Source organism: Pseudomonas sp. MD330_10, from assembly GCF_042610415.1.
Taxonomy (GTDB): domain Bacteria; phylum Pseudomonadota; class Gammaproteobacteria; order Pseudomonadales; family Pseudomonadaceae; genus Aquipseudomonas; species Aquipseudomonas rhodesiae.
On record NZ_JBHGZU010000002.1, the window covers coordinates 199,614 to 226,218 of the forward strand.

Sequence of the window (26,605 nt, forward strand, 5' to 3'; positions counted from 1 at the left end):
GGGCTTGCCCCCGATAGCGGTCTATCGGTGCCAGGTGCAGTGACTGCCCTCAAGCAGCTAGAATCAACCCTATCCGTGACCCACCTAATAGCCAGGAGCCATGATGAGCTCGACTAACCCGCCCTCCCACACCGCCAAGCTGGACCGTATCCTCGCCGATGCCCAGCGCGACCGTGAAATGGGCTACCGCGACAAAGCGCTGAAGATGTACCCCCACGTATGCGGCCGCTGCGCCCGCGAATTCTCCGGCAAGCGCCTGAGTGAACTGACGGTACACCACCGCAACCACAACCATGATGACAATCCCCAGGACGGTTCCAACTGGGAATTGCTGTGCCTGTATTGCCACGACAACGAACACTCGCGTTATACCGACCAGCAGTACTTCGGCGAAGGCTCGACCAGCAGCCCGACGATTGCCAAGGCCACCCACAACCCGTTCGCGGCATTGGCGGGCTTGATGAAGAAAGACGACTGAACATTGCCGTCGCCTGTTCCCTCCCGCTTCCCACATTTCTAGCGGGCTCACAAGCGAAATGTGGGAGGGCGCTTGCCCCCGATAACGCGGGCCCAAGCAATACATGCCCTCCAAGCCGTATAATCACCGCTTTTCTTCAAGGCACCCTTCCCCGTGGGCAATAAACGCTACAGCTGCATCGGTCTGTATAACCCCAAATCCCCGGAAAACGTCGGTTCGGTGATGCGTGCCGCCGGCTGCTATGGCGTGGCCTCGGTGTTTTACACCGGCGTGCGTTACGAGCGCGCCCGGGACTTCATCACCGACACCAAGAAGGTCCATCACGACATCCCGCTGATCGGCATCGATGACCTGAAAAAAATCCTGCCGCTGGGCTGCATTCCGGTGGCCGTGGAACTGGTGGACGGTGCCCGCCCGTTGCCCGAGTACACCCATCCGGACCGCGCGCTGTATATCTTCGGCCCGGAAGACGGCTCCCTGGATAAAGACATCCGCGACTGGTGCGAAGACGTGGTGTACATCCCCACCACCGGCTGCATGAACCTCGCCGCCACGGTCAACGTGGTGCTTTACGACCGTTTGGCCAAGGGCAACAACACCCGTTCGGGCCCCAAGTACTGATTTTTTCGGAACATCCAGCGTCTGCGAGCAGTCAGTTGCAGACACTTGCCCTTGTTGGAGAGAGATCATGAGCGACAGCAAAACCTTGCGCCCTGTCATCGAACACACGCCGTTCCAGACTCAGCCCACCCAAAACGTACACGGCTGGGAGCGCATCGGCTCCGTGGCCGGTGGCGTCGTGATGGTCGGCAAAGGCCTGCGCCGCGGCGGGATTTTCGGCCTGATCCAAGTGGCAATCGGCGGCGTCGCCCTGGCGCGCGGCTTCACCGGGCACAGCTCGCTCAAGGACAAACTGGAGCAAGGCCGCCAGGAAATGAACGCCGTGCGCACAAAGATCGAGCGCGCCGGTGAAGAGTTGAAGAACCTCAAGACCCGTGCCGAAGTGGCGGCGGAGAAAGCAGTTAAGACTGCCGGCTGATACAGCTCTTCGACATAGTGGAGATTCAAATGTGGGAGGGGGATTGCCCACTCCCACGTTTGGATTTGTGCGTGCAGGGCTGAGGATCAGCGTAAAAGCTTGGAGTCGAGCACTACCGACGATTCGCCGATGATGCTCCCGGCCAACTGCACAAACTCCGCGGTGGTGATGCTATCGGCGCGCATCACTGCTTGTGCCAAGTCATCCAGTGAGCGCTTGTTGTGGGTTTTCACGCGGATCTCGCGATCCAGCTCCTGCATCACCAGTACCGCCCGGGAAACCGTCGCACCGCTGACATGTTCGCCGCGCAGGCTGGTCACGTCCTTGCCTTCCTTGGTCAGCCGCGCCTGAATCGCCGCGTAGCGCTCATCGGTGATACCACCGCCACGGCGCAGCAATTCGATGGCGTAAAACTCTGCCAACCCTTCGCTGATCCAGTCGCTGGTGTCATGGTCATTGAAGCGACCAATCGCCTGCACCACCTCGCGCAACAACGGGCTGCTGCCGTTTTCGCTGACCAACGGCGTGCGGCTGTTGAGAAAGATCGAGTCACGCGCCGCGAACGCACCTCGGCGCATCGGATCACTGGCGCCCACCACCAGCAGTTTCGCCGGGTGGCGCGGGAATGCCGCTTCCACTTGCGGCCAGACAAAAGTCAGCAGCGTCAGCACATCCATGCGCCGCATGGCCTGCCCCTTGGGCGACGCCACGGTGACATCGGTCTCCCCCAGGCGCACGCGACGACTGCCCAGATTGCCGGCGAGCATCCAGCCAGTGGGACGGTCGAACAGGCGCGAGACATTGTCGATACGGAATTTATTCTTACCGATCCGTGGCCAGGCGGTTTCGACGCTCTTCCAGCCGGCCGGCAGGTCGAACACCAGGCGCGAGACCAACTCAACCCCGTCCTGCTGATCGAGCCGCGCGGGCGGCACCAGATCCTCGCCGCGAAACACCGCCCAGCTCGGCGTGAACCGCGTGTCATACACACCCGGCTTGCGTGTATGCGTAAGGCGGACCCGGTAGGTCAGGCTGGCTTTGTCCGCGCCGGGCTGCCACAGGCCACGATGACCGGTGACTTTCCACTGCCCTTCAGCCTTGAAGTCGCTGTAGTCGCCGCCGCTGCCCAAATCGAAATCCAGACCACGCACCGCCGAGCCTTGGGACAGGCTAATACGCACCTCGGCCTGTTCGGTCTGCGGCAACAGTTTGACGTGGTAGTCCAGGTCGACTTTCCTGGCGCTCCACGCCGCGCCGCTGATGGCCAGCATCACCAGGCCTGCTGCCCACTTGGCTGCAACTGTCATACACACTCCCCTCAGCCAGCGCGAAAAATCAGGTAATCCTCCCAGTCGTCTTCGGGCACGCTGCCTTCGCTGAGCATGCGCCCGGACTGGGAAATACGTTCATGGTGCACGGCGTCGCGGTCACCGCAGACGAGATGGTGCCAAAGCGGCAAATCCTTGCGCTCACTCACCAGGCGATAGCCGCAGGTGGGCGGCAGCCACTTGAACTGGTCGGCCTGGCCTGGCGTGAGTTGGATACAGTCCGGCACCGAGGCGCGGCGGTTGGGGTAGTCGGTGCACTGGCAGGTTTTCAGGTCCAGCAACTTGCAGGCGATGCGCGTGTAATAAACGCTGTTGTCATCTTCGTCTTCAAGCTTTTGCAGGCAGCACAAGCCACAGCCGTCGCACAACGACTCCCATTCCTCCTGGTCGAGTTGATCGAGGGTTTTGCGTATCCAGAAGGGTTCGACTTTGGCGGCCATGGGTCTGCATCGGTATCGGTCTGTGAAAAGGCCGCCAGTCTAGTGCCCTCGCCCCTCGGGGCCAAGCGCTTACGACTGGCGGTGTTGCAAGACTTGTCAGTCTAGCGGGCGCGCAGTAGCTTGGAGCGCCGAATTGACCATCAGGAACCCGCCCATGACCCGCGTTGCCGACTACCCGATCCATCCCCAGTTCACCGAACGCTGGTCGCCCCGCGCGTTTACCGGCGAGAGCATCCCGAAGGAGACCTTGTTGAGTTTCTTCGAGGCCGCACGCTGGGCGCCATCGGCCTACAACTCGCAGCCGTGGCGCTTTCTCTACGCACGCCGCGACACGCCGGACTGGAAGCGTTTCCTGGGCCTGCTCAATGAATTCAATCGCGGCTGGGCACAGCATGCCTCGGCACTGGTGATCATCGCCTCGAAAACCGACTTCATTGCCCCTGGCGCCAGCGAGGAAACCCCGGCGCTGTGGCACACCTTCGACACCGGCTCGGCCTGGGGCCATCTGGCACTGCAAGCCAGCCTCAGCGGTTGGTACACCCATGGCATGGCCGGTTTCGATCAGGAACTGACCCGCAAAGAGTTGAAGATTCCCGAGGGTTTCGCACTGCATGCGGCGGTGGCCGTGGGCAAGCTGGGCGACAAATCGAGTCTGCCGGAATACCTGCAAGGCCGCGAAACACCGAGCCCGCGCCGGCCGTTGAGCGAGTTGGTATCCGAAGGTGATTTCAGCCTGTAAGGCCGTACGCCCTGCCGCTCAAACGGCAGGGCATGCTGTGACGCCACCTGGGCTCAAACCTACGCCAGCCCCCGTCGTGTCATGAGCCAACCAACCCACTGAACTGCCAAAGCAAGGTGCTCTTCATGTCGTTGTAGGCATCCAGAACGGGGCCGACCACGAACTCCGCCGGCATCGATTGGATATCCACCGGATACACCACTTTATCGCGGGCCGAATACAGGAAGTTCTTGAGCTGCAAGTCCTGGTGATAGATGCCTTTTTCCTCCATTCGCCGCAGTGCGTCCTCCAGTAAGGTGCTGGCCTGCGGCGGCAAGCTGCGGCCGCCGACGGTGCTGAGCGCGACGCCATCCAACTTGCCCATTTTTATATAGGCCTGCTCGCCTTCGATAATCGCCGTTGCAAAGCCGGCGCCGTAATAGGTGTTCAGGCAGTCAGTTTCTATCTGCACATAGCTGGGGATATAGCCACGGACGGGATCAACGAACTCTTTATAGACACTCTTGCCGTCAAGGCTTTCGTAAATTGTGCCTTCGCCACCTGCGCCGATGATGGGCCCGAGATCCTCGGCAACCGTAGGTGGATTACCGCCGCGCGCGCCCAACCGCAGCCACTGGTCGCCTTCGACATGCTGCACCATCACCGGCGTCTGGCGATTGTTGTGGTAAATCCTCGCCTGCACCGCACCGTCTTGGGTACGGGTAACTTGCCGAACCTCATACACAGCGGTTGCACCGGTGCTGTCGGTTTGGCGGATAAAGGACAGATGGCCATCCACTCCCGTATAAACCCCTCGACTGTTGCGCGTAAGCCCGGCAATCCTGGATTCGGGCACGCTGTACTGCTTCAGGAGTCGGTTACTCAGCTCGCTACCCGGATCGCGTCTTACGCTGGTCAAGGCCCCGCCTACCGCTTTGGTCTGCGCGGTGAACTCCTCCAGCGGGGGCCCATATGGGCGCAGGTGGTCGACATCAAAGGCATACCAACGACCGTTATTAAGTACCGCGCCCCCCTCAACGGCCTGGCCCGCCACCTTGAACGTGCCGGTTGCCGCTGCGTCGTACTGCTTGCTGACCGTCTTCAACAGGTCATAGCTGCCGGCGGCGCCCTTGAGCTGGTTGACCCCGCTCAACGCCTTGCCCAGCAGGTAACTGCCACCCCGACGGATCAACCCCGCGCCTTGACCGATCAAATCGCCCAGGCCACTGGCCGGGTTGAATGCACCGATTGCGGTAGTGCCGATGATCCTGGCCACCTTCAACGCCTTGCCCCCAGCAGACGCCGCCGTGGCGCCCACCTTAGCCAACTTGGTTGAGGCCCCTGCGCCGGCGGTGACAAAACCGAAGACATCCATCCCCAGATCCAATGCGCCATCCAGGTAATTGCCCTGCTTAAAATTGCCGATCGCTGACCTGAGCGGCACCAGATTCAGGAAAAAATCCGCCAGCTTCCATTCGTTTTCCATCTGCCGATCGTAGGTCGTGACGCCCTTGGCCTGCTTGACCGCTTCGTCATTGTCGATATCCAAATGTTCGACAAAGGCGTCGGCGATGAACTGTGTTCGCGCACTCTCAAAACTTGACGGAACGGCCTGCTCTACCCGATTCGGCGCAGCACCGCTGTTATGCCGCGGTGTGAAGGGTTCGATAGGGAAGACCCGGTTGGCCTCGCGCTCACGCTCGCGGGTCAGCACCGAAGCCGGCATCGTTCTAATAGCGCATTGCTTCAGATCCAGGGCGTAGACGCTGACGCCATGGGGCCGGGTGGCCTTGATCAGTAGCGTGGGGTTCTTGTGCTCCAGGGTCCTACCGGTCAAGCCCAGCCCCAGCGCGTATGTATGGTTCTGGAAAAACTCGAGTTTTCCATATTCGAGGTTTTGTCGATCAGCCAAGGGCAATTGCGCCACCAGGTGTTTAATCGTCGTGCCTATGCCCTGCTTGCGCGCAGCGATTGCCTGGTTGAGTTGGTTATTGAAAACCCCATGGGCGTCCAGCTTCAGGGACTTGCCCTTGATCGCGTTGCTCAGGCGTGGGTCGCGGGTTTCCCAGGCGTAGTTGTGCAACCCGCCCATGGCAATATCGAGCATTGAGTGCAGGCCCGCTGGCGCGCGGTTCGGGTCGTACAGTGGCTGGTCGAATCCGGGCCTCGGGTCTTTGACGCTCAGGCGCTTGGCCTCGAAGGGCAGGCCCTCGCCGAACCGTTCCTTGAGCTTGGCCAACGCAATCTCCTTGCGGTTCGGCAGCTCGGTTTCCATCAGGCTGGAGGCCTGCACACGCTCATCCATCTGGCGATTGAAAGCGGTTCTGACCCGCTCGATCTCGGCTGGGGTGTAGCGCTCGTCGGGTTTGGCCGACACCACGCCGTTGACCACGCCCCAATCCAGCAAAGCGGCACTCTGGGCGTGTTGGGTGACCAGCGGATCGGCCATGGCGGCACGCTTGGCCTGGAGCATGACCTGGGCAAACGTCATATTCGGCACTGAACCCGGCGCCTGGGCCTCGATGGTTGCCGCCGCAATCGACAGGCTGACCCAGGCCGGACTGCCAAAGGTCACGTTGTCAGGCAGATCCTTCACCAGAAGCTGCGGGGCGTTGCGGGCCAGTAGCGCGTAGGCGCCCACATTGGCCATGCCGGCGCTGGTCTGGCCGCTGTCCACCAAATGCTGCTTCAGCCCGGCGCGTATCTCGGTGATGGGCCTGCCCCAGTAGCGCGGCTGAGCCAAATCGAAGCCTGCGACTGTATTGCGACGGGGTGCGGCGACCGATTGGGGATCGAGCACCACGTTGATGGCCGCCAGCGTGTAATCGTTGACGCTGGTGTCGGTGGCGATGCCATTTAACTGTTGCTGCATGGCCTGGCCCAGTGCCTGGCCACGGGCGGAACCGACCAGCATTTGCAGCGCCTTCGCCGGATCGTCGGCGGCATCGCTGGGGAGCGGACGGTTGCCGTTGAGGTACTCCAGCCCCCCTGCACTGGGGCCCGCCTGGGGATTATTCGGGTGACGCGCGGCATAGTCGGTGGCGGCGCGCAGCAACATGCGCTGTGCATCGCTCGTCAGCGCAACAGGCCAGGACAGGCCACCGCCGAAATTACCCAAGGGATGCGCCAGGGCGCGCTCGCTGACCGCGTCCGCCAGGCTTGTCAGGTGAAAGAACCTGGCCGGCAGGCGCAGACCGTTGGCCTGGATAAAAGCCTCAAGTGTTGGGGCGGCACCGAGCTGCGCAAGGCTTGAGGAGTCGGGATGCAGGTCCATCCGCGTCTGCCGCAACGCAGCCTGCACAGCCTGTGGCGTGGCCGCCGGGCCAAGCCGGGGCGCCATGGCTGCGAGCTGTTGCCCGAGGACTTTCCAGTTATGCCGGTCGCCCAACGCCGTGCGCAGGTGAGCATTGGCGGTGGGCAACGCCGCCGGTACCTGGGACGGGGGAATGACCGCGTCGGCAGCCGGCGCGGGGAATAACGGAGTAACGCCAGAAGATGAGGAAACGGCACCGGAACTGAGCATGGGCGGGCACTCTTTTTGGCAAAGAGCGCCAGCCTCACACAGGGCGGTAAACGGCGAAATCGACTGAGTGTGAGCAGACGTTTTTAAACTCCGTGAGCCCCACCCTCGACCGCCGCATGGCCGAACGGCCGCGACCCTGTGTATTCAATAGCCGCGGTCGAAACTCACGGCGCCGCGCAAGGGCACACTGGCCTGATACGCGCGTAAATTTTCGATAAACAAATCCACCATCATCGGCGGCGAGGTCGGTGCCGAACTGTGCCCGGTCAACAACAGGCCCCAGGCGGTCCAGAACGGGTGGCGCTGCGGCAACGGTTCCTGGCGACAGACGTCGATCACCGCGCCCGCCAGATGCCCTTCCTTGAGGGCTTCGACCAGGTCGGCATCGACCACCGCCACGCCGCGCCCGACGTTGATAAACAGCCCGGTCGGCTTGAATTGCTTGAACAGCGCCGCGTCGTACAGGTCGTGGGTGTTGGGCGTGTTCGGCAGCAGGTTGATCACGTAGTCGGCCTCCCCCACCAAGCGCCCCAGTTGGTCCAGGCCGGCCACTTCGATAAACGGCGCCTGCTCCCGCGCAGTGCTGGCGATGCCGTACAACTTGACGCCGAACGGCAGCAGAAACTGCGCCACGCTTTGGCCGATATCGCCGCAGCCGACGATCAGCACCGTGCGCCCCGCCAGGCTCTGGCCCATGCGGTTGTCCCACTTGCGCTCGACCTGGCTGACCAGACGTGCCAGCACTTCACGCTCGTGGCCAAGCATATAGGTGAGCACAAACTCAGCCATCACCTGGCCATAGATGCCTACCGCACGGGTCAGGCGATAGTTGCGCGGCAAGCCGTCGGCCAACAGTGGCGTGATGCCGGCCCAGGTCGATTGCAGCCATTGCGGCTGATGGCCCTGGCGTAACAGCGTCGCCAGCAGGTCCGGCTGGCCCAGCCACACCGGGCAATCGGCGGCCAGGCGCGATAACTCGGCGGAGTCGCCGCTGGTCAGCACCTCCAGGTCCGGCGCGGCTTCGCGCAGCAGTCGCGCATAGAGCGGGTGATCCTGTTCAGCAATCAGAACACGCATGGTTCAAACCTTTCAAAAACAGTGCAGACGGCCGCCCGCATCCTTACGGCCACCGCCAACTCATACGATTTCATTGAAAATGTGCCCGGACAGGGCACCTACCGATCACATCGGGTCATTGCGACGCAGCAGCTCTTCGGGCAAGTGTTCGATGTACTCGTCCTCGGCCGGCGGCATTTGCAGGTGGTAACCCTGCTTGTCGAGGTTTTCCAGTACCTGGTGGATGTCTTCCTGTTGCAGCTTGCGCTCGGGCGTCAGCACCAGGTCGAAGGCATGCACCGGTTTGCCGAATACGCTCACCAAACCTTCGGGTACGCGTTCGAGGGCATCGCTCTTGAGCACGTACAGGTACATGCCGGCGCGTTTGGGGCTGCGGTAGATGGAGCAAATACGTTTCAAGGCTGTTCTCCGGCAGTGGCCAGGCTGTCGAGCAGCGCCTGGCCCATCAACTCACGGCGCCAGCCACGCAGCGAGTCTGGCAATTGGTAAGGCCCATCGGGGTAGCCGCTTTTAACCAGGGCTTCGAGGGTTTTCTTGCGCAGCATCAGCTCCGGCGCCATGTCCAGGCGTTCAGCTTCGGCCTGGCCGAGTGCGCGCAGTTGCTTGATCAGCGCGGCGGCGTCCACCGGCAACGGTTCGGCGATGGCCGGCGGCCATTGATCGGCGGGCACACTGCCGGCACGCTTGATCAGATCCAGCAGGAACTGGCCGTCCTGGCGCACAGTGCGCGGGTGCATGTCTTCGATCTTGCCCAGGGCGGCGAGGTTATCCGGCTGGGACTTGGCCAGGGGCCAGAGCGAATGTTCACGAATGATGCGGTTGCGCGGCAGGTCACGGGCACGGGCCTGTTGCTCGCGCCAGGCGCACAGCTCACGCAATACGGCCAGTTGCGCGCGGGACAGTTTCCACGCCAGCTTGGCCTCGCGGTACACCTCATACGGGTCGACTTCGCGGCGCAGGTTGGCCACCAGTTCGGCACCGTCCTCCAATACCCAGGCGTATTTGTCGTCCGACAGCCGTGGGCGCAAGCGTGTGTAGACCTCGGCCAAGTGCACCGCGTCTTCGGCGGCGTAGCTGATCTGGGTTTCGGACAATGGCCGCTGCAGCCAGTCCGAGCGGGTTTCGCCCTTGGGCAGCTCGATATCCAGCACGGCTTGCACCAGACGCGAATAGCCCATGGAGAACCCGAGGTTCAGGTAAGCCGCTGCCAGTTGGGTGTCGAACAACGGCACCGGCAGGCTGCCGGTCAGGCGCAACAGTACTTCGAGGTCTTCGCTGCAGGCATGCACCACCTTGATCACGGCTGGGTTTTCCAGCAAGGCGGCCAGGGGTTGCCAGTTGTCGATGGTCAGGGGATCGATCAGGTAGGCGCGAACGCCATCACCGATCTGGATCAGCCCGGCAATGGGGTAAAAGGTATCGACCCGCATGAATTCGGTGTCGAGGGCGACGAATGGCAACTGCTGCCATTCGGCGCAATGCTGGCCGAGGCTATCGTTGTCGCAGATCCAGTGAATATCGATGGCCACACGGCTCTCCCTTGAAGAATGGCGCGCAGTATATATCGCGCAAGAGGCTTGCGAGCATCCACAGTGCACAGCCGATCATGAAAACTCAGACAGGAGTTGAAGAATAGTCCGACAGATGGGAGTTATCATCTCTTACGCAGTACGTAGACTCGCCATACCGCCGAGCCCGGCACGAATTCCTGATGATGCAGCACGTTGAACCCCGCCTGACGGAACTCTGCCTCGACGACGGCGCGGGAGTTGACCGAAACAATCACGGTGTCGCGACTGACCCGATGAAACTCGCGCAGCAGCGCCAGGCGCCCTTCGCTGTTGGGCACATGACGAAACAATTCCAGGCAGAAGATGCAATCCACCGCGTTTTCCGACAAGCCAATGGAAAACGCCGACCCCTGGAACGTCTTGACGCGCTTGAGCAACGACGCCGGGTAGTGGGTGCGAGCATGGTCGAGCATGGCCTGGGAATTATCCGAGGCCAGAATCACCCGGTTGACGTGCTCGGCCAGCACCGGCCAAAACCGCCCCGAGCCGCAGGCCAGGTCGAGGATCAGCCCCGGCTCACCGGCCACTTTCAACGCCTGGCGCACCAGCCAGGCGTCGCGCCACGCCACCAGACGCCGGCGCAGCCCTGGCGGGCGCGTATCGCCGCAGACCCGGGCGTGTTCACGGCCACAGCGTTCGGCGTATTCAATCTCGATGGAGGATGGAGGTTGTGACGACATCTATGGGCTCATCTGGGTGAAACGGTAGTGAACGACCTTGATTGGCAGCTTAACGGCGGCAACGTGAAAAAAAGGTCGAAGACACTACCGTTAATCCCGTCATGCTTGATGCAAATACCAGCGCCAGTCCTGTTCACCGACTTGCCCCATGAACTGGCGGTATTCGGCGCGCTTGACCGCCAGGTACACGCCGAGAAACTCAGGCCCGAACGCTTCCCGCGCCCAATGCGACCCTTCCAGTGCGCGCAGGGTGGTGAGCCAGTCGGTGGGCAACCGCTCTTTGGCCTGGGCGTAACCGTTGCCTTCCACCGGGGCGCCGGGGTCGCGCTGCTCGCGAATGCCGCGATGAATGCCGGCCAGGATCGCGGCGGCGGCCAGGTATGGGTTGGCGTCGGCGCCGCAGATGCGGTGTTCGATATGCCGCGAGGGCGCTGGCCCGCCGGGAATACGCAGGCTGACGGTACGGTTGTCCACCCCCCAGGTGGCGGCCAACGGCGCGTAGCTGTTGGCCTGGAAGCGCCGGTAGGAGTTGGCGTTGGGGCAGAACATCAGCAGCGAATCCAGCAAGGTGCTGAGCATGCCGCCCACCGCGTGGCGCAACAGCGGCGTGCCATCGGCGGCGGCGCTGGCAAATAAATTGCGGCCTTCGGCATCCGCCAGGCTGACGTGCATATGCAGCCCGGTGCCTGCCAGGTCGTCGAACGGTTTGGCCATAAAACAGGCGGCCATGCCGTGTTTGTGTGCGACGCCCTTGACCAGGCGCTTGTAGCGCACCGCTTCGTCCATGGCCTGCAGGGCGTCGGAGCGGTGCTCCAGGGTGATCTCGACCTGCCCCGGGGCGTATTCGGAAATCGCCGTGCGCGCCGGAATGCCTTGCAGTTTGCAGGCGCTGTAGAGGTCGGCGAGGAAGGGTTCGATCTGCTCCAGTTCCCGCAGGCCGTAGACCTGGGTCGCGCGCGGCCGGCCGCCGTCCTGATCCAGCGCCGGTTGCGGGCGGCCATGACTGTCGGGTTTCTGATCGAGCAGGTAGAACTCCAGCTCGGCCGCCATCACCGGGTAATAGCCGTCGGCCTTGAGTGCGTCGATCACCTTGCCCAGCACCTGGCGCGGGTCGGCCACGGTGGCAGGCAGGCCTTCGCTGGGGTGCATGCTGACCTGCACCGCCGCCGTGGGGATCAACCGCCACGGCATACGCTGCAAACTGCCGCTGATCGGGTAGGCGCGGCAGTCGATATCGCCGACCTCCCAAACCAGCCCGGAGTTTTCCACGTCGTCGCCGTTGATGGTCAGGCCGAGGATGGTACTGGGCAGCGGGCGGCCGCTTTCATACACCGCCAGCAGTTCATCGCGGTGCAGCAGCTTGCCGCGGGGCACACCGTTGTTGTCGAGGATAAACAGCTCGAACAGTTCGATATCCGGGTTGTGTTCAAGAAAAGACTGGGCTTCGTGCAGGCTGGCGAAAACACTCATGGGGGCTCTCATACGTGTGGGTCTGGCAGGCGCGCGGGCGCCGCCGGGCAGATGGGCACAGGCGTGCGTCATCCAATGGGCCAATCAACGTAGGAGAGCGGTATCCGGCGGGCGCGCGTGGCGGCAATGGAACAGCGCCCAGAACGCCAGCGCGGACGGCAGTGTCGCGAGGTGGGCGTCGGGGGAAGCGGCCATGGGCGAATCACACTGATGGGATGCGCGCCAGCCTCACATGCCGCGAGCGCCGGTTAAATTCACGGTTGGCGGAGTATGGTTGCAGCCCGACTAAACAATCGTCACGCCTTGCCACCCTGCCCCGCGCTGGAAATAATGGCCGCCCGACCCCGCCCCAAGGACGCGACTGCATGAAAGCTCTTTTAGCCCTCGGTGTATTGGCCAGCCTGGCCGCGCCGGCTCTGGCCGACACCGCCCCGTCGCGCCTCGATGAAGTGTTGCAGCGTGGCACCCTCAGCGTGTGCACCACCGGCGACTACAAGCCCTACACCTCCCTGCGCGCCGATGGCGGCTACGAAGGCATCGACATTGCCATGGCCGAATCCCTGGCCAAGAGCCTCAACGCCAAGATCCAATGGGTGCCCACCACTTGGAAAACCCTGATGCCAGACTTCCTGGCCCAACGCTGCGATATCGCGGTGGGCGGCATTTCAGTGTCGTTGGAGCGCCAGAAAAAAGCCTTTTTCAGCCAGTCCCTCGGGGTCGACGGCAAGATCCCGCTGGTGCGCTGCGCCGACGTGCAGCGTTACCAGAGCGTCGAGCAGATCAATCAGCCCCAGGTGCGGGTGATCGAACCGGCGGGCGGGACCAACGAAGTGTTCGCCCGCACGCATTTGGGCAAAGCGCAGATTCGCCTGCATGACAACGTGACGATTTTCGACGAGTTGCTGGCGGGCAAGGCCGACGTGATGATCACCGATGCCAGCGAGGCGCGCTTCCAGCAGAAACTCAAGCCGGGGCTGTGCGCGGTCAACCCGGACAAGCAGATGCAGTACAGCGAAAAAGCCTTCCTGCTGCCCCGCGATGACGTGGCGTGGAAAAGCTATGTCGACCAATGGTTGCACCTGAGTGTGGCCACCGGGGTGTACCAAGGCATCGTCGATCAATGGCTGGCGGCGCCCTGAGCCATAGGCGTCTACGCTGTGCTCACATCAACAAGAACGAGGATTGGCTCATGAAGGGACTGCTGCGCATCACTTGGTTGCTGCTGTTGGGTTTCAGTCAGGTGCATGCCGATACCGCTCGGGATGAAGACGCCCAGGCAGCCAAGGCGCTGCTGGAAAAAGCCCTGGTTTATTACCAGAGCAATGGCGACAAGGCGTTCGCCGCGTTCAGCCGCCAGGGCGAGTTCGTCGACCATGACCGCTATGTGTTCGTGGTGGACACCAAAGGCGTGTTGCTGGCCAGTGGCGGCCCGTCTTCGGCGTTGATCGGCCGCGATGTGTCCGAGGTGCTCGGGCCGGACCTGCGCGAGTCATTCAAGCAAGCGCTCAAGGTGCCGGAAGGCCAGGGGATCCAGCAGGCTGACTATCGTTGGCAGAACTGGAACGACGGCAAGGTCGAGCACAAACATGTGTTCTACCAGCGCGTCGGCGAACGCATCCTGGCGGTGGGCTACTACCTGCCAAGGGCCACGCCGGAACAAGCGCGGGCGCTGCGCAATAAAGCGGTGAACGCGTTACTCAAGGACGAGACCGGCACACTCAAGGCGATCAACTCACTGCAGGGTGGTTTTCTACAGGATGACCTGTATGTATTTGTGGTCGACCTCAATACCCACCGCTACGTGGCCCACGGTACGACATTGCGGCTGATCAACACCGACTTCAGCAAGATCAAGGACCCGGACGGCAAACCGGTGGGCGAGCCGATGCTTAAGCTGATGACGGAGCAAGATCAGGGCGAATACAAATACCGCTGGAAAAGCCCGGTGACCGGCAAGGTCGAGAACAAGCATGCGTATGTGCGCAAGGCCGGGCATTTCATGGTTGCGGTGGGCTACTACAGCCCGTGATTTGAATTGGACTGCATGCAAGTGTGGGAGGGACTAAGCCTTCCCACAGTTTGTCGTTCAGGGTTCTCGTTACTTCGCCTTATCCTCACGCCCGCGCAGTATGCGATCAGGCATGGCCACGGCGGCCGCTAGCCCCAGCAACGACACCGCCGCACTCACCATCAGCAAATGCCGGAAGGTGACCGCCAGTTCCGCGCGCAGGGCGTCTTGCGCCGGGCCGGGGGCGGCGTTGAGGCCGTCGAGCAGCACGTTGCCGGACGCACCCTCGGCCACCAGTGCGCCGCTGGCCAGGTGAGCGAAACTGGAATCCTGTAGCAACGCCAGCAGCAGCGCCGACATACAGGCCACCCCCACCGCGCCGCCCAGGGAGCGGAACAGGTTGGTGGTGCTGGTGGCCACACCAATATCCGGCTGTGCCACCGAGTTCTGCGCGCCCACCAGGGAGGTGGGGAACTGCATGCCGGCGGCGATCCCGCACAGCAGCATAAACACCGCCGTCAACCCCACCGCCTGCGGCGCGCTGTAGGCCATGCCGAGGATCGCCAGCGGGCTCAACAGCGCACCGCTGAGGATCATCGGTTTGTAGCGCCCGGTCACCGACGTGCGGCGCCCAGCGCAGTAAGCACCGATCGGCAGGCCCATGGCCAAAGGAAGCAGATGCAGAGCGGCGCTGTCGGCACCGGCGCCGGTCACCGTCTGAAAGCGCAGGGGCATCAGCACCGTCAGGGAAATCGCCTGGAAACTGGTGAAAAAAATCGTGCACCAGCACAGCACCGCGCTGGCGTTGGCAAACAGATGCATCGGCAGCAGCGGTTCGCGCGCGCGGCGTTCATGCCACACGAACAGCGTCAGCACCACCAGCGCACCGCCCAGCAGCCCCAACACCTGCGAATCGCGCCACGAATGGCCCTGGCCGATTTCGGTGATGCCCAGCAGCAACGCGGTCAGGCCCACGATCATCAGCACAGTGCCGAGGTAATCGATGATCGGCTTGCGTTGCGGCACCGGTAGCCCCACCAGGGTGCGATGGGCCACGTACCAGGCACCGGCGCCCAGGGGCAAATTGATCAGAAACACCCAGCGCCACGACAAGTACTCGGTCATGTAGCCGCCCAACACCGGCCCGGCTACGCTGGCCACCGCATACATGCTGCTGAAATAGCCCTGATAACGCCCGCGCTCGCGAGGCGGGATGATGTCGCCGATGATCGCCTGGCTCACCGAGATCATGCCCCCGGCGCCGATCCCCTGCAGTACCCGCGCCAGTACCAGTTGTTCCATGCTTTGCGCCATGCCGCACAACAGCGAGGCCAGGGTGAACAGCCCCATGCCGATCAGCATCATCGGCCGACGCCCGTACAGGTCGCCGAGCTTGCCGTAGATCGGCACCGCCACCGTCATCGCCACCATGTAACCGGAAATCACCCAGGCCAGCAGGTTGACGTCGTGGAAGCGCGCCGAGATGGCGGGCATGGACACCGCAACGATGGTCTGGTCGAGGGCGCCTAGAAAGATGGCCATCATCAGCGCAATCAGAATACTGCGCACGGCGGGAACAGGTGGGGTGGAGTGATTAAGCTGAGTCACGCAGGAACCTTCGAGCAAGGCCGTGGGAAAGGCGCCCACGGCAATGCGCAATACGATAGCAGGCTATTCAATAGCCTCGTAAGGAAGTCCGACGTAATTTTCTGCGATGGTTTTGCGCCCGGCTTCGGAGCCGACGAAATACTCCAACTCGCTTTGGGCAATGCGTTGGCTGAAGCCATCGGCCTCGGCGAATGTATGCAGCATGGAGGTCATCCACCAGGAAAACCGCTCGGCCTTCCACACGCGGCGCAGGCAAATGGCGGAATAGCGCTCCAACAAATCCACGCGGCCTTCGCGGTAAACCTTAAGCAAGATCCTGAATAACGTACTCACGTCACTGGCCGCCAGGTTCAAGCCCTTGGCCCCGGTGGGCGGCACGATATGGGCGGCGTCGCCGAGCAGGAACAAGCGCCCGTACTGCATCGGTTCCACCACAAAGCTGCGCAGCGGGGCGATGCTTTTTTCGATGGACGGCCCAGTCACCAGTTGCTCGGCCAATGCCGGGGGCAGGCGCCGTTTGAGCTCCTCCCAGAAGCGCGCATCCGACCATTGCTCCAGGTCTTCGTCCGCCGGCACTTGCAGGTAATAGCGGCTGCGGGTCGGCGACCGCATGCTGCACAAGGCGAACCCGCGAGGGTGCTTGGCGTACACCAGTTCCTCGTGCACCGGCGGTGTGTCGGCGAGGATGCCCAGCCAACCGAAGGGGTAGACCCGTTCAAAGATGGTCAATGACTCAGGCGGAATCGACTGACGTGCCACGCCGTGAAAACCGTCGCAACCGGCGATGTAATCGCACTCCAGCCGGAGCGCTTGGCCCTGGTGTTCGAAGGTGAGCCAAGGTCGATCACTTTTGAGGTCATGGGGCTGTACGTCGCGCACTTCATACAGGGTGGTGGCGCCCGCTTCCGCGCGCGCGGCCATCAGGTCGCGGGTGACTTCGGTCTGGCCGTAAACCATCACCGATTGGCCGCCGGTCAACGCCTTGAGATCGATAGGGGTCAGTTGACCGTCGAGCGCCAGCGCGAAACCGTCGTGCACCAGGCCTTCGCGATCCATGCGCTGGCTCACACCGGCCTCGCGCAGCAGGTCAACCATGCCCTGCTCCAGCACCCCGGCGCGGATGCGCCCCGCCACGTAATCGGCGCTCTGACGCTCAAGGATCACGGTCTGGATGCCGGCGTTGTGCAGCAACTGACCGAGCAACAGTCCGGACGGACCGGCGCCGATAATGGCGACTTGGGTATTCAGCGTTTTCATTATTTTTATCGCCCGCAAGTTCCACTCGAACGGATTGAGTGAAAGAGTTGTCATTGATCTTGTAGCTGACATTTTTCACTTGAGTGCACGGCATAAGAAGGTGAAAACTGCGCCAAAGCCTGCGCTTTTTACCAATCGGGGCGATTACCGCACCCCTATCCTGAGTATCGGATTGAAACCATGACCAAAACCGCGATTCCGGTCTTCAAGCTTTACGGGGAAAGCCAGCAATGGCCGACGCCCGATTTGTTGCACTGCGAAACCATTTCCCGGCGCAGTCGGGAATACCAGTGGGAGATCCAGCCCCACCGGCACGCGGATCTGTGCCAGTTGCTGTATGTGCACAAAGGCCAGGCCCAGCTGGAGATCGAAGGTCAGCGCACCACGCTCAACGAAGCCACGCTGCAGGTCCTGCCGCCGCTGTGCGTGCACGGGTTTCGCTTCAGTGAAGATGTCGAAGGCTATGTGGTGACCCTCGCCGCGCCCTTGGTGGACCACATGCAGGCGCAACTGGGTTCCACGGTCGATGCCTTGCAGACATTGGGCAATTACCCAGCGGGCAAGGACAGCGATTACCTCAATAGCTTGTTCGCGCGCCTGCAGGATGAATACGCCGATGAGCAACCGGCAAGGGACATGCTGATGCACGCCCTGGTCAGCGTGCTGCTGGTGTGGGTCAGCCGCCAGGCGATCCAGCGCCGCCATCCACGGGCACCACGGGGTCGTGAGTATTTCCGACGCTTCACTCAACTGGTGGAACAGCACTACCGCGAGCATCCCAAAATCGAGGACCTGGCCCACAAACTGGGGATCTCGGTGTCGCACCTGAACGGTACCTGCCGCGAATTGGCCGGGCAGCCCGCGCTGCAGATCATGCATGACCGCCAGTTGCTGGAAGCCAAGCGCCTGCTGACGTACACCAGCATGACCATCAATGAGATGTCGGAGGTGTTGGGTTTTTCCGACCCGACCAATTTCTCGCGGCTGTTTCGCCGCCGGGTCGGGTTTTCACCCAAGGCGTTTCGTGAACAGTTAAAAGCGCAGCAGCCTACCTGAGCGCGCTGAAACTGCCGCTGTGGGGAATGCACTGATCCTGATGGCAACTGATCGCAAAGGTCGGCTGCATGCGGGTCTGCTCGACGCGGTAGGCGGCCGTCCCGTAGAGCGCACTGGCCAGCGCGCTAAGGGCGAAAATCATCAGGTACTTGCGGGTTTTGATGCTCATGGCACTGACCTCTGCACAGATATACACGGTGCTGTTTAAAGCATAGGTCAGCCGGGGCAGGATGCCATTATTGGACGCCATTCAACCCGTTTATGTCGCGTATAAACCCTCATCCCACGCCGGCTCTTCGGGAAAGCGCAACACCAGAAAATCCAGCAGGCTGCGCAGCGCCGAAGGCATGTGCTTGCGCGACGCGTAGACCGCATAGATGTTCATCTGCCGGGGTTCGGCGCTTGGCAGCAGGCGCACCAGTTCGCCACGGCGGATGTAATCCCCGGCCTGATAGCTGGGCAGCATCGCCACTCCGGCGCTGGCCAGAGTGACACGCAGCAGAGTGCTCGCCTCGTTGGCGGTGATGGTGCCACTCACCGGCACAGAGACAGGTTCGCCCCGCTCTTCGAAATGCCACAAGCTCTTACCGAAATACGAGTGGGTCAGGCAGTTGTGTCGCGCCAGGTCCTCGACGTTGTGCGGCGCCGCATGCTCACGCAAGTACGCCGGGGTGGCGCACACCACCGAGCGGCAAACCGTAAGCCGCCGGGCGATCAGGTTGGGGTCCAGGTCGTTGCTCATGCGGATCGCCAAATCGATGCGCTCATCCACCAGGTTGACGGTGCGATCAAGCATCTGCAGATCGACCGTTACCAACGGGTAGCGCTTGACGTACTCGGCGATGGCCTCGGCCAGTTGCGCCTGGCCGAACGAGGTACTCACACTCAGGCGCAGCAGGCCACGGGGCGCATCGTCCGGTTCGCTGACGGCGGCCTGCATATCGGCACTCAACTCCAGCATTTGCCGGCAACGGGGCAGAGTTTCGCTGCCGGCCGCCGTGAGGCTGAGCTTGCGCGTGGTGCGGTGCAGCAGGCGCGCGCCGACCCAATCCTCCAACTCGGCCAGGTAGCGCGATACCACCGGACGCGACAGGTCCAAATGATCGGCGGCGGCGGATTGGCTGCCCAGGTCGACCACGGTGACAAACACACGCATTGCTTGAAGACGATCCATGATCTGTCCGCTTTTAGAAACAAACTATGTTCCAGCATCGCATTTTTAGTCTGGTTTGGTGCAACTAAGCTCTGTGCATTCTTTGAATCGATGCTGGAGCTACCCGATGTTCTCAATTTTCAAGCGCCTGACTCTGGCCAGCGCCGCCCTGGCTTTCGCGGCCCATGCGGCAGCGGCCGACCTGAGCCTGGACGTGTACAACCCCGGTGAAGCAGCGATTTTCCCGGTCAGTTCGGTATTGGTCAGCGGCGCCAAGGACGCAATCCTGGTGGACGCACAATTCGGCAAAGGCCAGGCCGAGCAACTGGTGCAAAAAATCCGCGCCAGCGGCAAGCACCTGACCACCATCTACATCAGCCATGGCGACCCGGACTACTACTTCGGCCTCGACACCCTCACTGCGGCCTTCCCCGACGCCAAAGTGCTGGCCCCACAACCGGTGGTCGAGCACATCAAAGCCACCGAGGCCGGCAAATTGGCCTATTGGGGCCCGAAAATGGGCGCCGACAAACCGGCCAAGATCATCGTGCCCCAGGTGCTTGAAGGTCATAGCCTGAGCCTGGAAGGCCAGACACTGGAGGTGATCGGCCTGGACGGCCCGCAGCCGGATCGCAGCGTTGTGTGGATCCCGTCGATCAAGGCTGTGGTGGGTGGCGTGGTGGTCGCCCAGAACATTCATGTGTGGATGGCCGACACCCAAAGCGCGCAGTCTCACAAAGACTGGCTGGCGACTCTGCAACGCATCCAACAGCTGCAACCGCGCACGGTGATTCCGGGGCACTACCTGGGCACGCCGTCGCTGGCGTCAGTGGCCTTCACCGCCGACTACATCAAGGCTTTTGACCTGGAAACCGCCAAGGCCAAGGACTCCGCCGCACTGATCGCGGCCATGAAAAAGCGTTACCCGACCCTCGCCGACGAAAGCTCACTGGAGCTGAGCGCAAAAGTCGCCAAGGGCGAAATGAAGTGGTGAACCGTTGTAGATCCTGACCTTTACTTGGAGAACATCATGAGCAAGATCGCAATCATTGGCGCCACCGGTCGTGCCGGTAGCCAACTGCTGGAAGAAGCCCTGCGTCGCGGCCATAGCGTGGTCGCCATCGCACGCAATACAGACGCCTTGCCGGCGCGCGACGGCGTCAGCGTCAAGCAGGTCGACGCCCTGAATGCCGAGGCCCTGCAACAGGCCGTCAGCGGCTGCGACGTGGTGATCAGCGCGGCGCACTTCGCCACCTTGCCCGCTGCGGCGGTGCTCGGTCCGGTGAAAAAAGCCGGGGTCAAACGCCTTTTGGTGGTGGGCGGCGCGGGCTCACTGTTGTTGCCGGACGGTAGCCGCGTGATCGACAGCCAGGGCTTCCCGGCCGAATACAAAGCCGAAGCCAGCGCCGGCGCCGAGTTCCTGGAGGCCCTGCGCCAGGAACGGGAACTGGACTGGACCTTCCTGTCGCCGTCGGCGGAATTTGTCGAGACCGAGCGCACCGGCACGTTCCGCCTGGGTCAGGACCATTTGCTGGTAAGCGCCGAAGGCCGCAGCTGGATCAGCTTTGCCGACTACGCTATCGCGATGATCGATGAAGTGGAAAAGCATCAGCACCCGCGCCAGCGTTTTACGGTCGGTTACTGATTGATGGAGTGACTGATCCATCGCTATCGGGGGCAAGCCCCCTCCCACATGGACTGAGGAAACCAGATCAAAACTGTGGGAGGGGGCTTGCCCCCGATGGCGATCGATCGGTCAGTTCAAGTACCGCTGCCCCACCCCTGATCTGAAGAGTGGGCCTGGCTCTGCAGCCAATTCATCAATGCCTCAAGCTCCGGCAGTGGCTGCGTACCCGGCGCAGACACCAGGTAATATCCCATCCCCGTCGGCACCCGCCGTTCAAATGGCATGGCCAGCCGCCCTGCCTTCACATCCTCGCCAATCAGCGCGCAGTCACCGATCGCCACGCCAGAGCCTTGGGACGCCACCGTCATCGCCAGGTCCAGGGTTTCGAAATGATGACCTTGGCTGACCCTGCTCAAGCGCACATCCGCCGCCTTCAGCCAGAGCGTCCAATCCCGCTCGTCTCGCGTGGGATGTAGCAGCACCTGGTGTTGCAGATCCGCCGGTGTGCGCAGCGTCGCGAGCAAGGCCGGGGCGCAGACCGGGGTGAGTCGTTCATCGAATAAATGCCGGGCCTCGGCGGGCTGCTCGGCGATGGGCGCGTAAATCACTGCTGCATCGAAAGGCTCGCGACGAAAGTCCACGGTGTTGGCCACGGTGGTAGTGAGTTCAACCGGCACATCCGGGCGTTCCCGTTGCCATTGCATCAGGCGCGGCAGCAGCCAGCGCATCACACAGGTGGAGGCCTTGAGTTGCAGGGTTTGCTGGCGCCGACCGATGTGCTCCACCGCGTCGCCGATCAGGCCAAACACCTGCTGCGCGCAGTGCTGCCACGCGCGGCCCTGCTCCGTGAGGCTCAAGCCTCGCGCCTGGCGCAGAAACAATGGGTAGCCCAAGTGGCGCTCCAGCCCGGCGATCTGCCGGCTCACCGCGCCCTGGGTGATATGCAGATGTTCGGCGGAGCGGGTGAAGTTGCAGCAGTGGGCCGTGACCCAAAAGGTGTGCAGCGCAGGCAGCGGCGGAAGGCGTTTCATGCGATGAGCCATGACGTGGGGACATGGCAAGTATGACGTTTTATCGATTGTGGGCGCCATGGGCCAACCGTTCCAATACCGCCTTCTCTCATTCATAAGAGCGACCTGTATGGCGACCTGCGGCGAAGTGTTGGTCAACCTTTTGGAAGGCTATGGTGTGGACCATGTGTTCGGCATCCCCGGCGTGCACACCGTGGAGCTGTATCGCGGCCTGGCCCGCTCCGGCATCCGCCATATCACCCCGCGCCACGAACAGGGTGCCGGTTTTATGGCCGACGGTTACGCGCGCACCCGTGGTAAGCCCGGCGTGTGTTTCATCATCACCGGCCCTGGCATGACCAATATCACCACGGCCATGGGCCAAGCCTATGCCGACTCGATCCCGATGCTGGTGATTTCCAGCGTGCAGTCGCGCAGTCAGTTGGGCGGCGGGCGCGGTAAGTTGCATGAGTTGCCGAACCAGAGTGCGCTGGTGGCTGGGGTGGCGGCGTTCTCCCACACCGTGATGTCGGCGGCGGAACTGCCAAGTGTGCTGGCGCGGGCGTTTGCGTTGTTCCAGGCCGGGCGGCCGCGACCAGTGCATATTGAAATCCCCCTGGATGTACTGGTGGAAAACGCCGATGCGCTGCTGGACTGCGCGCCCGTCAGCGTGGCCCGCGCCGGTGCCGCACCGGCGTCCGTCGTGCAGATGGGTCGCTTGCTCGCCACAGCCAAGCGTCCGTTGATCCTGGCCGGCGGCGGTGCCATTGAAGCCGCCGCGGCACTGACCACACTGGCCGACACCCTCGGCGCGCCGGTCGCGCTGACCATCAACGCAAAGGGCCTGCTGCCCGCCGCGCACCCGCTGCTAATCGGCTCGACCCAAACCTTGCCCGCCACCCGCGCCCTGGTGGCCGAAGCCGACGTGGTGCTGGCCATCGGCACCGAGCTGGCGGAAACCGACTACGACACGACCTTCGCCGGCGGCTTCGAGATTCCTGGCACCTTGCTGCGCATCGATATCGACCCGGACCAGACCGTGCGCAACTATCGGCCCGCCGTGGCGTTGGTGGCCGATGCGCGGATCGCCGTCGAGGCCGTGCTGGCCGAACTGAACCACACGCTGCTGCCTGCGCGCGATCCACACTGGGGGCAGCACCGCGTCGCACGGTTGTGGGCTGACTTGGCGCCGACCTGGGACGCCGCCACCCGCGCGCAGACCCTGTTCCTCAACACGGTATTGGCGACCTTGCCCGATGCCGTGCTGGTAGGCGATTCCACCCAACCGGTGTACAGCGGCAACCTGACCCTGAACCTCGACCATCCGCGTCGCTGGTTCAACGCCTCCACCGGTTACGGCACCCTGGGCTATGCCCTGCCCGCAGCCATCGGTGCCTGGCTCGGACGCGGCGATGGCCGGCCGGTGGTGTGCCTGATCGGCGACGGCGGTCTGCAATTCACCCTGCCGGAACTGGCCAGCGCCGTGGAAGCCCGCACGCCGATCATCGTGCTGCTGTGGAACAACCAGGGCTATGAAGAGATCAAGCGCTACATGCTCAACCGCGCCATCGAACCGGTGGGCGTGGATATCTACACCCCGGACTTTATCGGCGTGGCCAAGGCCCTTGGCAGTGCCACTGACAGCGCACAAGACGTTGAGCAGCTACGCAATGCCTTGCACAGCGCCGTGCAACGGCAAGGGCCAACGTTGATTGAAATCGGTCAGGGGCTGTGGATGAAGGCGATATGAGCCGAGGGGGCAAGCAAAGGACCACGCCCATTAACCCCAGCGCAATTTTTCAATAGCCTTTGCGACTTTCTCATTTGCTCCGCCGGCATCCGCCATGGCCTGATCTGCGCTTGTTCACTCAAGGCTTGCCCATGGAAAACGTTCACGCAAAACCCACTACCGCCGTCTGGCTGATGCTTAGTGTTGTGCTGGTCGCCCTTAACCTGCGCCCTTCGATGGCGGCGGTCGGGCCGTTGTTGTCGTCGATTCGCGGCGATGTGCCATTGAGTTTCAGCAGCGCGGCGTTGTTGACCATGCTGCCGGTGATGGCCATGGGGCTGGCGATGTTTTTCGGCATGGGCCTGGCCAAGCGGGTGGGTGAGCACCGCAGCATCGTGTTGTCCCTGGGGGTGATCGGCGTAGCGACGTTGTCGCGGTTGTGGCTGGACTCGGCGCTGGAGCTGATCGTCAGCGCCATCGCCGCCGGGGTGGGGATTGCGCTGATCCAGGCGGTGATGCCGGCGCTGATCAAGACCCGCTTCAACCAGAACGTCTCGCTGTTCATGGGGCTGTACGTCACGGCGATCATGGGCGGCGCTGCGCTGGCCGCTTCATTCGCGCCGTTCGTGCAGGTGCAGACCGGCAGTTGGCGCATCGGCCTGGCCATCTGGGCGATGCTTGCCGTGTTGGCGCTGGTGTTCTGGTACGCCCAGCGCTCGACGCTGCCGCCAGTGCCCCAGGCCGGTTCCGACACGCAGGAACGCTTTTTCGGCAACGCACGCGCCTGGTTGCTGGCGATCTTTTTCGGCCTCGGAACCGCGTCCTACACCTGTGTACTCGCCTGGCTGGCGCCGTACTACGTGGAACAAGGCTGGAGCGAACAGAACGCCGGCCTGGTGCTGGGCTTTCTCACGGCAATGGAAGTGGTGTCGGGGCTGATCACGCCGGCCATTGCCAACCGTCGCCAGGATAAACGCAGCGTGGTGGCGACGTTGCTGGTGCTGATCATCCTCGGTTTCTGCGGCCTGATTCTGGCACCGCAACACGTGAGCCTGCTGTGGCCATGCCTGCTCGGCCTGGGCATCGGCGGGTTGTTCCCGATGAGCCTGATCCTGTCCCTCGATCACCTGGACAACCCGCGCCGCGCCGGCGGCCTCACCGCCTTTGTGCAGGGCATCGGCTACCTGATCGCCGGTGTGTCGCCGCTAATCGCCGGGATGATTCGCGACCGATTGGGCAGCTTCGAATGGGCTTGGTGGGCACTGACCGGAGTGATCGTGGTGATGCTGCTGATGGTCACGCGCTTCGACCCGAAGCATTACGCGCGCCATTTCCGCTGAGGTCGTATTGCCAACAGTTTATGTCCCACCACAAACATAGAAACACCCTACAGAGCTTTCTATTGGTACGACCGTTCCGTTAATCTTTTGCGCTGTCTTGTACTGAATTCGGTACATGGGATTTACGGACGAAACCGATGTTAAACAGTAACTTGCTCAGAAAACTCGATATGCAGGACTTGATGGTGTTTATCGCCGTCTATGACCAGAGCAGCGTTACCGAGGTGTCAGAAACGCTGTTTGTCAGCCAGTCCACGGTGAGCTACAGCCTCAAGAAACTGCGCACCAGTTTCGAGGACGAGCTGTTTATCAACACCCGTGCGGGCATGCGGCCGACGTACAAGGCCACCACCATGTACGAGCATGTGCAGAAGATCCTCGAAAGCATCAACCTGTGCCACGCCGGTGGCCAGGCTTTCGACCCCAAGCAGCAGGCGGTGACCTTCAATGTGTGCGCCCCGGAATACTTCGAACAGCTGATCCTGCCGCGCCTGCTCAAGCAATTCGATCGCGCCGACCTGCCGGTGATCGTTAATGTGCGCAAGCTGGAGACCGATATCCCCGCCGACGACCTGCGCGAAGGCCGCTTGGACCTGGTGATCTGTTTCGGCCCGCATTTCCACCGCGCCCATAAAGACTTCAAGACCCAAATGCTGCTGGAGGATGACCTGGTCTGTGTGTTCGACAAACGCGCCGCGCCACGGGAACCGGCGTTCAGCCTGCAATCCTTCGTCGAACGCCGCCATGTTTTTCCGACACCCTGGACATCCGACACCAACATGATCGACGGCTGGCTCGGGCGCCAGGCGCACAAACGCCAGGTGGTGGCGCGGGCCAACAGCTACAGCGCGGCCTTGAAGATGATCAGCGGCACCGACTACGTCGTCACCCTGCCCCGCCGCGTGCAAAAACTGCTGGCACCGGCCACCACCTTCGGCCACTGCGAAGCCCCCAACGGCTTGCCGGGGTTCACTTTGGATATGCAGTGGCATGAAAGCAGCGGGCAAGACCGCGCCAACGCCTGGTTCCGGGAACAACTGGTGAAGGTCTGCGCCGAGCAAGGCTTGCTCTGACGCCCGCGTACCTTAGGGGCAGTGATCAGCCGATGGCGACTTTGCTGTAGGACTCGCGATCCATATCGACCAACTGCACGCTGAGTTGTACCTGCATATCCGCTGGCCACTCGCCCACGTCCTGCAAGGCCGCCAACAGGCTCTCCGACAACTGCTTTTTAACCTGAGGCGAGCGCCCGCTGAGCAAGGACAGTTTCACCGCGATAAAAGCCCGCGGGCTCAGCGAGGTGCCGACCTGGAAACTCTCGACCTTCAACGCACGGCTTTTGATATCGAACTCGGAACCGAACTGCCCGGACGCCATCAGCACGTTATTGAGCCGCAACAGGGTTTTCTCGACGGCCAGGTCGGTGAGGTTCGCGGTGTATTCCAGGTGCAGGTGCGGCATTGATCGCTCCGAGTTATTTGTAGGAAGACGCG

Annotated in this window: 26 protein-coding genes; 12 read left to right on the forward strand and 14 right to left on the reverse strand. The window is 62.4% G+C overall.

Translation table 11 applies throughout. The features are described 5' to 3' along the window. Window positions 1-103 precede the first annotated feature (103 nt). The 3 genes from ACFZPT_RS04000 (at window position 104) to ACFZPT_RS04010 (ending at window position 1,517) form a co-directional block, all read left to right on the forward strand. Window positions 104-478, forward strand: a complete 375-nt coding sequence (locus ACFZPT_RS04000; RefSeq protein ID WP_025858458.1) for a YajD family HNH nuclease — start codon at window positions 104-106, stop codon at window positions 476-478. 153 nt (window positions 479-631) lie between these two features. Then, on the forward strand, window positions 632-1,099 hold the full coding sequence (locus tag ACFZPT_RS04005) for an RNA methyltransferase (protein WP_034096446.1): 468 nt from the start codon (window positions 632-634) through the stop codon (window positions 1,097-1,099). Between the two features lie 67 nt (window positions 1,100-1,166). Then, the gene (locus ACFZPT_RS04010) at window positions 1,167-1,517 is read left to right on the forward strand and encodes a DUF2892 domain-containing protein (protein ID WP_034112432.1); all 351 of its coding nucleotides are present in this window, start codon (window positions 1,167-1,169) and stop codon (window positions 1,515-1,517) included. Window positions 1,518-1,603: 86 nt separating this feature from the next. On the opposite strand, the gene ACFZPT_RS04015 is transcribed toward ACFZPT_RS04010, so the two are convergent. Both ACFZPT_RS04015 and ACFZPT_RS04020 read right to left on the reverse strand, forming a co-directional pair. Beyond that, window positions 1,604-2,824, reverse strand: a complete 1,221-nt coding sequence (locus tag ACFZPT_RS04015; protein ID WP_099312576.1) for a hypothetical protein — start codon at window positions 2,822-2,824, stop codon at window positions 1,604-1,606. 11 nt (window positions 2,825-2,835) lie between these two features. Next, entirely contained in the window at window positions 2,836-3,285 is a 450-nt protein-coding gene (locus ACFZPT_RS04020) for a YcgN family cysteine cluster protein (RefSeq protein ID WP_034096443.1), read from the reverse strand. Between the two features lie 154 nt (window positions 3,286-3,439). Between ACFZPT_RS04020 and ACFZPT_RS04025 the strand changes: the two genes are divergently transcribed. Beyond that, window positions 3,440-4,024, forward strand: coding sequence for a nitroreductase family protein (locus tag ACFZPT_RS04025; RefSeq protein WP_034112427.1), 585 nt, complete (start codon window positions 3,440-3,442; stop codon window positions 4,022-4,024). A gap of 79 nt (window positions 4,025-4,103) precedes the next feature. On the opposite strand, the gene ACFZPT_RS04030 is transcribed toward ACFZPT_RS04025, so the two are convergent. From ACFZPT_RS04030 to ACFZPT_RS04055, 6 genes are all read right to left on the reverse strand, one after another. Further along, entirely contained in the window at window positions 4,104-7,526 is a 3,423-nt protein-coding gene (locus tag ACFZPT_RS04030) for a hypothetical protein (RefSeq protein ID WP_143506460.1), read from the reverse strand. Between the two features lie 144 nt (window positions 7,527-7,670). Continuing rightward, window positions 7,671-8,603, reverse strand: a complete 933-nt coding sequence (locus tag ACFZPT_RS04035) for a D-2-hydroxyacid dehydrogenase (RefSeq protein ID WP_034112423.1) — start codon at window positions 8,601-8,603, stop codon at window positions 7,671-7,673. Between the two features lie 105 nt (window positions 8,604-8,708). Next, window positions 8,709-9,002 carry a YcgL domain-containing protein gene (locus ACFZPT_RS04040; protein ID WP_034096439.1) on the reverse strand — a complete coding sequence of 98 codons (294 nt, stop codon included), beginning with the start codon at window positions 9,000-9,002 and terminating at the stop codon, window positions 8,709-8,711. Further along, entirely contained in the window at window positions 8,999-10,132 is a 1,134-nt protein-coding gene (rnd, locus tag ACFZPT_RS04045) for a ribonuclease D (protein ID WP_034096438.1), read from the reverse strand. Before rnd ends, ACFZPT_RS04040 begins: the two co-directional genes overlap by 4 nt. Before the next feature lie 125 nt (window positions 10,133-10,257). After that, a complete protein-coding gene (locus ACFZPT_RS04050; RefSeq protein ID WP_034096437.1) occupies window positions 10,258-10,854 on the reverse strand; it encodes a class I SAM-dependent methyltransferase in 597 nt (198 codons plus the stop codon). A 99-nt stretch (window positions 10,855-10,953) separates the two neighbouring features. Continuing rightward, complete coding sequence (locus ACFZPT_RS04055) at window positions 10,954-12,324, reverse strand: glutamine synthetase family protein (RefSeq protein WP_099312582.1); 1,371 nt, start codon at window positions 12,322-12,324, stop codon at window positions 10,954-10,956. Window positions 12,325-12,689: 365 nt separating this feature from the next. Between ACFZPT_RS04055 and ACFZPT_RS04060 the strand changes: the two genes are divergently transcribed. Both ACFZPT_RS04060 and ACFZPT_RS04065 read left to right on the forward strand, forming a co-directional pair. Then, window positions 12,690-13,463, forward strand: a complete 774-nt coding sequence (locus tag ACFZPT_RS04060; RefSeq protein WP_034096435.1) for a transporter substrate-binding domain-containing protein — start codon at window positions 12,690-12,692, stop codon at window positions 13,461-13,463. 50 nt (window positions 13,464-13,513) lie between these two features. Continuing rightward, window positions 13,514-14,353 carry a cache domain-containing protein gene (locus ACFZPT_RS04065; protein WP_099312585.1) on the forward strand — a complete coding sequence of 280 codons (840 nt, stop codon included), beginning with the start codon at window positions 13,514-13,516 and terminating at the stop codon, window positions 14,351-14,353. Between the two features lie 69 nt (window positions 14,354-14,422). On the opposite strand, the gene ACFZPT_RS04070 is transcribed toward ACFZPT_RS04065, so the two are convergent. Both ACFZPT_RS04070 and pobA read right to left on the reverse strand, forming a co-directional pair. After that, complete coding sequence (locus ACFZPT_RS04070) at window positions 14,423-15,874, reverse strand: MDR family MFS transporter (RefSeq protein WP_236217527.1); 1,452 nt, start codon at window positions 15,872-15,874, stop codon at window positions 14,423-14,425. A gap of 129 nt (window positions 15,875-16,003) precedes the next feature. Continuing rightward, entirely contained in the window at window positions 16,004-17,188 is a 1,185-nt protein-coding gene (gene pobA / locus ACFZPT_RS04075; RefSeq protein ID WP_177449830.1) for a 4-hydroxybenzoate 3-monooxygenase, read from the reverse strand. A 189-nt stretch (window positions 17,189-17,377) separates the two neighbouring features. Here pobA and ACFZPT_RS04080 point away from each other — a divergent pair, with 189 nt between their 5' ends. Continuing rightward, entirely contained in the window at window positions 17,378-18,253 is an 876-nt protein-coding gene (locus ACFZPT_RS04080) for a helix-turn-helix domain-containing protein (RefSeq protein ID WP_034096432.1), read from the forward strand. Here ACFZPT_RS04080 and ACFZPT_RS04085 read toward each other — a convergent pair. Then, complete coding sequence (locus tag ACFZPT_RS04085; protein ID WP_167389878.1) at window positions 18,246-18,422, reverse strand: hypothetical protein; 177 nt, start codon at window positions 18,420-18,422, stop codon at window positions 18,246-18,248. The two genes, ACFZPT_RS04080 and ACFZPT_RS04085, sit on opposite strands and share 8 nt — an antisense overlap. A 90-nt stretch (window positions 18,423-18,512) precedes the next feature. Further along, window positions 18,513-19,427 carry a LysR family transcriptional regulator gene (locus ACFZPT_RS04090; protein WP_099312589.1) on the reverse strand — a complete coding sequence of 305 codons (915 nt, stop codon included), beginning with the start codon at window positions 19,425-19,427 and terminating at the stop codon, window positions 18,513-18,515. 106 nt (window positions 19,428-19,533) lie between these two features. On the opposite strand from ACFZPT_RS04090, the gene ACFZPT_RS04095 reads away from it, so the two are divergent. Together ACFZPT_RS04095 and ACFZPT_RS04100 are read left to right on the forward strand one after the other, a co-directional pair. Next, on the forward strand, window positions 19,534-20,400 hold the full coding sequence (locus tag ACFZPT_RS04095) for an MBL fold metallo-hydrolase (protein ID WP_099312591.1): 867 nt from the start codon (window positions 19,534-19,536) through the stop codon (window positions 20,398-20,400). A 36-nt stretch (window positions 20,401-20,436) separates the two neighbouring features. Further along, on the forward strand, window positions 20,437-21,051 hold the full coding sequence (locus tag ACFZPT_RS04100; protein ID WP_034112413.1) for an NAD(P)-dependent oxidoreductase: 615 nt from the start codon (window positions 20,437-20,439) through the stop codon (window positions 21,049-21,051). A 116-nt stretch (window positions 21,052-21,167) separates the two neighbouring features. Here the strand turns inward: ACFZPT_RS04100 and ACFZPT_RS04105 are convergent, their stop codons facing one another. Beyond that, window positions 21,168-22,064 carry a LysR substrate-binding domain-containing protein gene (locus ACFZPT_RS04105; RefSeq protein WP_034096427.1) on the reverse strand — a complete coding sequence of 299 codons (897 nt, stop codon included), beginning with the start codon at window positions 22,062-22,064 and terminating at the stop codon, window positions 21,168-21,170. Between the two features lie 109 nt (window positions 22,065-22,173). Between ACFZPT_RS04105 and ACFZPT_RS04110 the strand changes: the two genes are divergently transcribed. The 3 genes from ACFZPT_RS04110 to ACFZPT_RS04120 all read left to right on the forward strand — a co-directional run bounded on the left by ACFZPT_RS04110 (window position 22,174) and on the right by ACFZPT_RS04120 (window position 26,185). Continuing rightward, entirely contained in the window at window positions 22,174-23,793 is a 1,620-nt protein-coding gene (locus ACFZPT_RS04110; RefSeq protein WP_099312593.1) for a 5-guanidino-2-oxopentanoate decarboxylase, read from the forward strand. A 131-nt stretch (window positions 23,794-23,924) separates the two neighbouring features. After that, window positions 23,925-25,112 carry a cyanate transporter gene (locus tag ACFZPT_RS04115; RefSeq protein ID WP_034137371.1) on the forward strand — a complete coding sequence of 396 codons (1,188 nt, stop codon included), beginning with the start codon at window positions 23,925-23,927 and terminating at the stop codon, window positions 25,110-25,112. A gap of 137 nt (window positions 25,113-25,249) precedes the next feature. Next, window positions 25,250-26,185: a LysR family transcriptional regulator gene (locus tag ACFZPT_RS04120; RefSeq protein WP_034096424.1), complete on the forward strand. Its 936-nt coding sequence runs from the start codon at window positions 25,250-25,252 to the stop codon at window positions 26,183-26,185. Window positions 26,186-26,210: 25 nt separating this feature from the next. Here ACFZPT_RS04120 and ACFZPT_RS04125 read toward each other — a convergent pair whose 3' ends face one another. Then, window positions 26,211-26,573: a 5-carboxymethyl-2-hydroxymuconate Delta-isomerase gene (locus ACFZPT_RS04125; protein ID WP_034112408.1), complete on the reverse strand. Its 363-nt coding sequence runs from the start codon at window positions 26,571-26,573 to the stop codon at window positions 26,211-26,213. Window positions 26,574-26,605: the final 32 nt, after the last annotated feature.

Bases quoted from the DNA above. Each gene is read 5' to 3' on its own strand.
- ACFZPT_RS04115 (WP_034137371.1), top strand. From the start codon at position 23,925: ATGGAAAACGTTCACGCAAAACCCACTACCGCCGTCTGGCTGATGCTT.
- ACFZPT_RS04015 (WP_099312576.1), bottom strand. From the start codon at position 2,824: ATGACAGTTGCAGCCAAGTGGGCAGCAGGCCTGGTGATGCTGGCCATC.
- ACFZPT_RS04025 (WP_034112427.1), top strand. From the start codon at position 3,440: ATGACCCGCGTTGCCGACTACCCGATCCATCCCCAGTTCACCGAACGC.
- ACFZPT_RS04080 (WP_034096432.1), top strand. From the start codon at position 17,378: ATGACCAAAACCGCGATTCCGGTCTTCAAGCTTTACGGGGAAAGCCAG.
- ACFZPT_RS04110 (WP_099312593.1), top strand. From the start codon at position 22,174: ATGGCGACCTGCGGCGAAGTGTTGGTCAACCTTTTGGAAGGCTATGGT.
- ACFZPT_RS04090 (WP_099312589.1), bottom strand. From the start codon at position 19,427: ATGGATCGTCTTCAAGCAATGCGTGTGTTTGTCACCGTGGTCGACCTG.
- ACFZPT_RS04050 (WP_034096437.1), bottom strand. From the start codon at position 10,854: ATGTCGTCACAACCTCCATCCTCCATCGAGATTGAATACGCCGAACGC.
- ACFZPT_RS04120 (WP_034096424.1), top strand. From the start codon at position 25,250: ATGTTAAACAGTAACTTGCTCAGAAAACTCGATATGCAGGACTTGATG.
- ACFZPT_RS04125 (WP_034112408.1), bottom strand. From the start codon at position 26,573: ATGCCGCACCTGCACCTGGAATACACCGCGAACCTCACCGACCTGGCC.
- ACFZPT_RS04020 (WP_034096443.1), bottom strand. From the start codon at position 3,285: ATGGCCGCCAAAGTCGAACCCTTCTGGATACGCAAAACCCTCGATCAA.
- ACFZPT_RS04070 (WP_236217527.1), bottom strand. From the start codon at position 15,874: ATGGCCATCTTTCTAGGCGCCCTCGACCAGACCATCGTTGCGGTGTCC.
- ACFZPT_RS04105 (WP_034096427.1), bottom strand. From the start codon at position 22,064: ATGAAACGCCTTCCGCCGCTGCCTGCGCTGCACACCTTTTGGGTCACG.
- ACFZPT_RS04030 (WP_143506460.1), bottom strand. From the start codon at position 7,526: ATGCTCAGTTCCGGTGCCGTTTCCTCATCTTCTGGCGTTACTCCGTTA.
- ACFZPT_RS04010 (WP_034112432.1), top strand. From the start codon at position 1,167: ATGAGCGACAGCAAAACCTTGCGCCCTGTCATCGAACACACGCCGTTC.
- ACFZPT_RS04000 (WP_025858458.1), top strand. From the start codon at position 104: ATGAGCTCGACTAACCCGCCCTCCCACACCGCCAAGCTGGACCGTATC.
- ACFZPT_RS04085 (WP_167389878.1), bottom strand. From the start codon at position 18,422: ATGAGCATCAAAACCCGCAAGTACCTGATGATTTTCGCCCTTAGCGCG.
- ACFZPT_RS04095 (WP_099312591.1), top strand. From the start codon at position 19,534: ATGTTCTCAATTTTCAAGCGCCTGACTCTGGCCAGCGCCGCCCTGGCT.
- ACFZPT_RS04035 (WP_034112423.1), bottom strand. From the start codon at position 8,603: ATGCGTGTTCTGATTGCTGAACAGGATCACCCGCTCTATGCGCGACTG.
- ACFZPT_RS04065 (WP_099312585.1), top strand. From the start codon at position 13,514: ATGAAGGGACTGCTGCGCATCACTTGGTTGCTGCTGTTGGGTTTCAGT.
- ACFZPT_RS04055 (WP_099312582.1), bottom strand. From the start codon at position 12,324: ATGAGTGTTTTCGCCAGCCTGCACGAAGCCCAGTCTTTTCTTGAACAC.
- ACFZPT_RS04060 (WP_034096435.1), top strand. From the start codon at position 12,690: ATGAAAGCTCTTTTAGCCCTCGGTGTATTGGCCAGCCTGGCCGCGCCG.
- ACFZPT_RS04100 (WP_034112413.1), top strand. From the start codon at position 20,437: ATGAGCAAGATCGCAATCATTGGCGCCACCGGTCGTGCCGGTAGCCAA.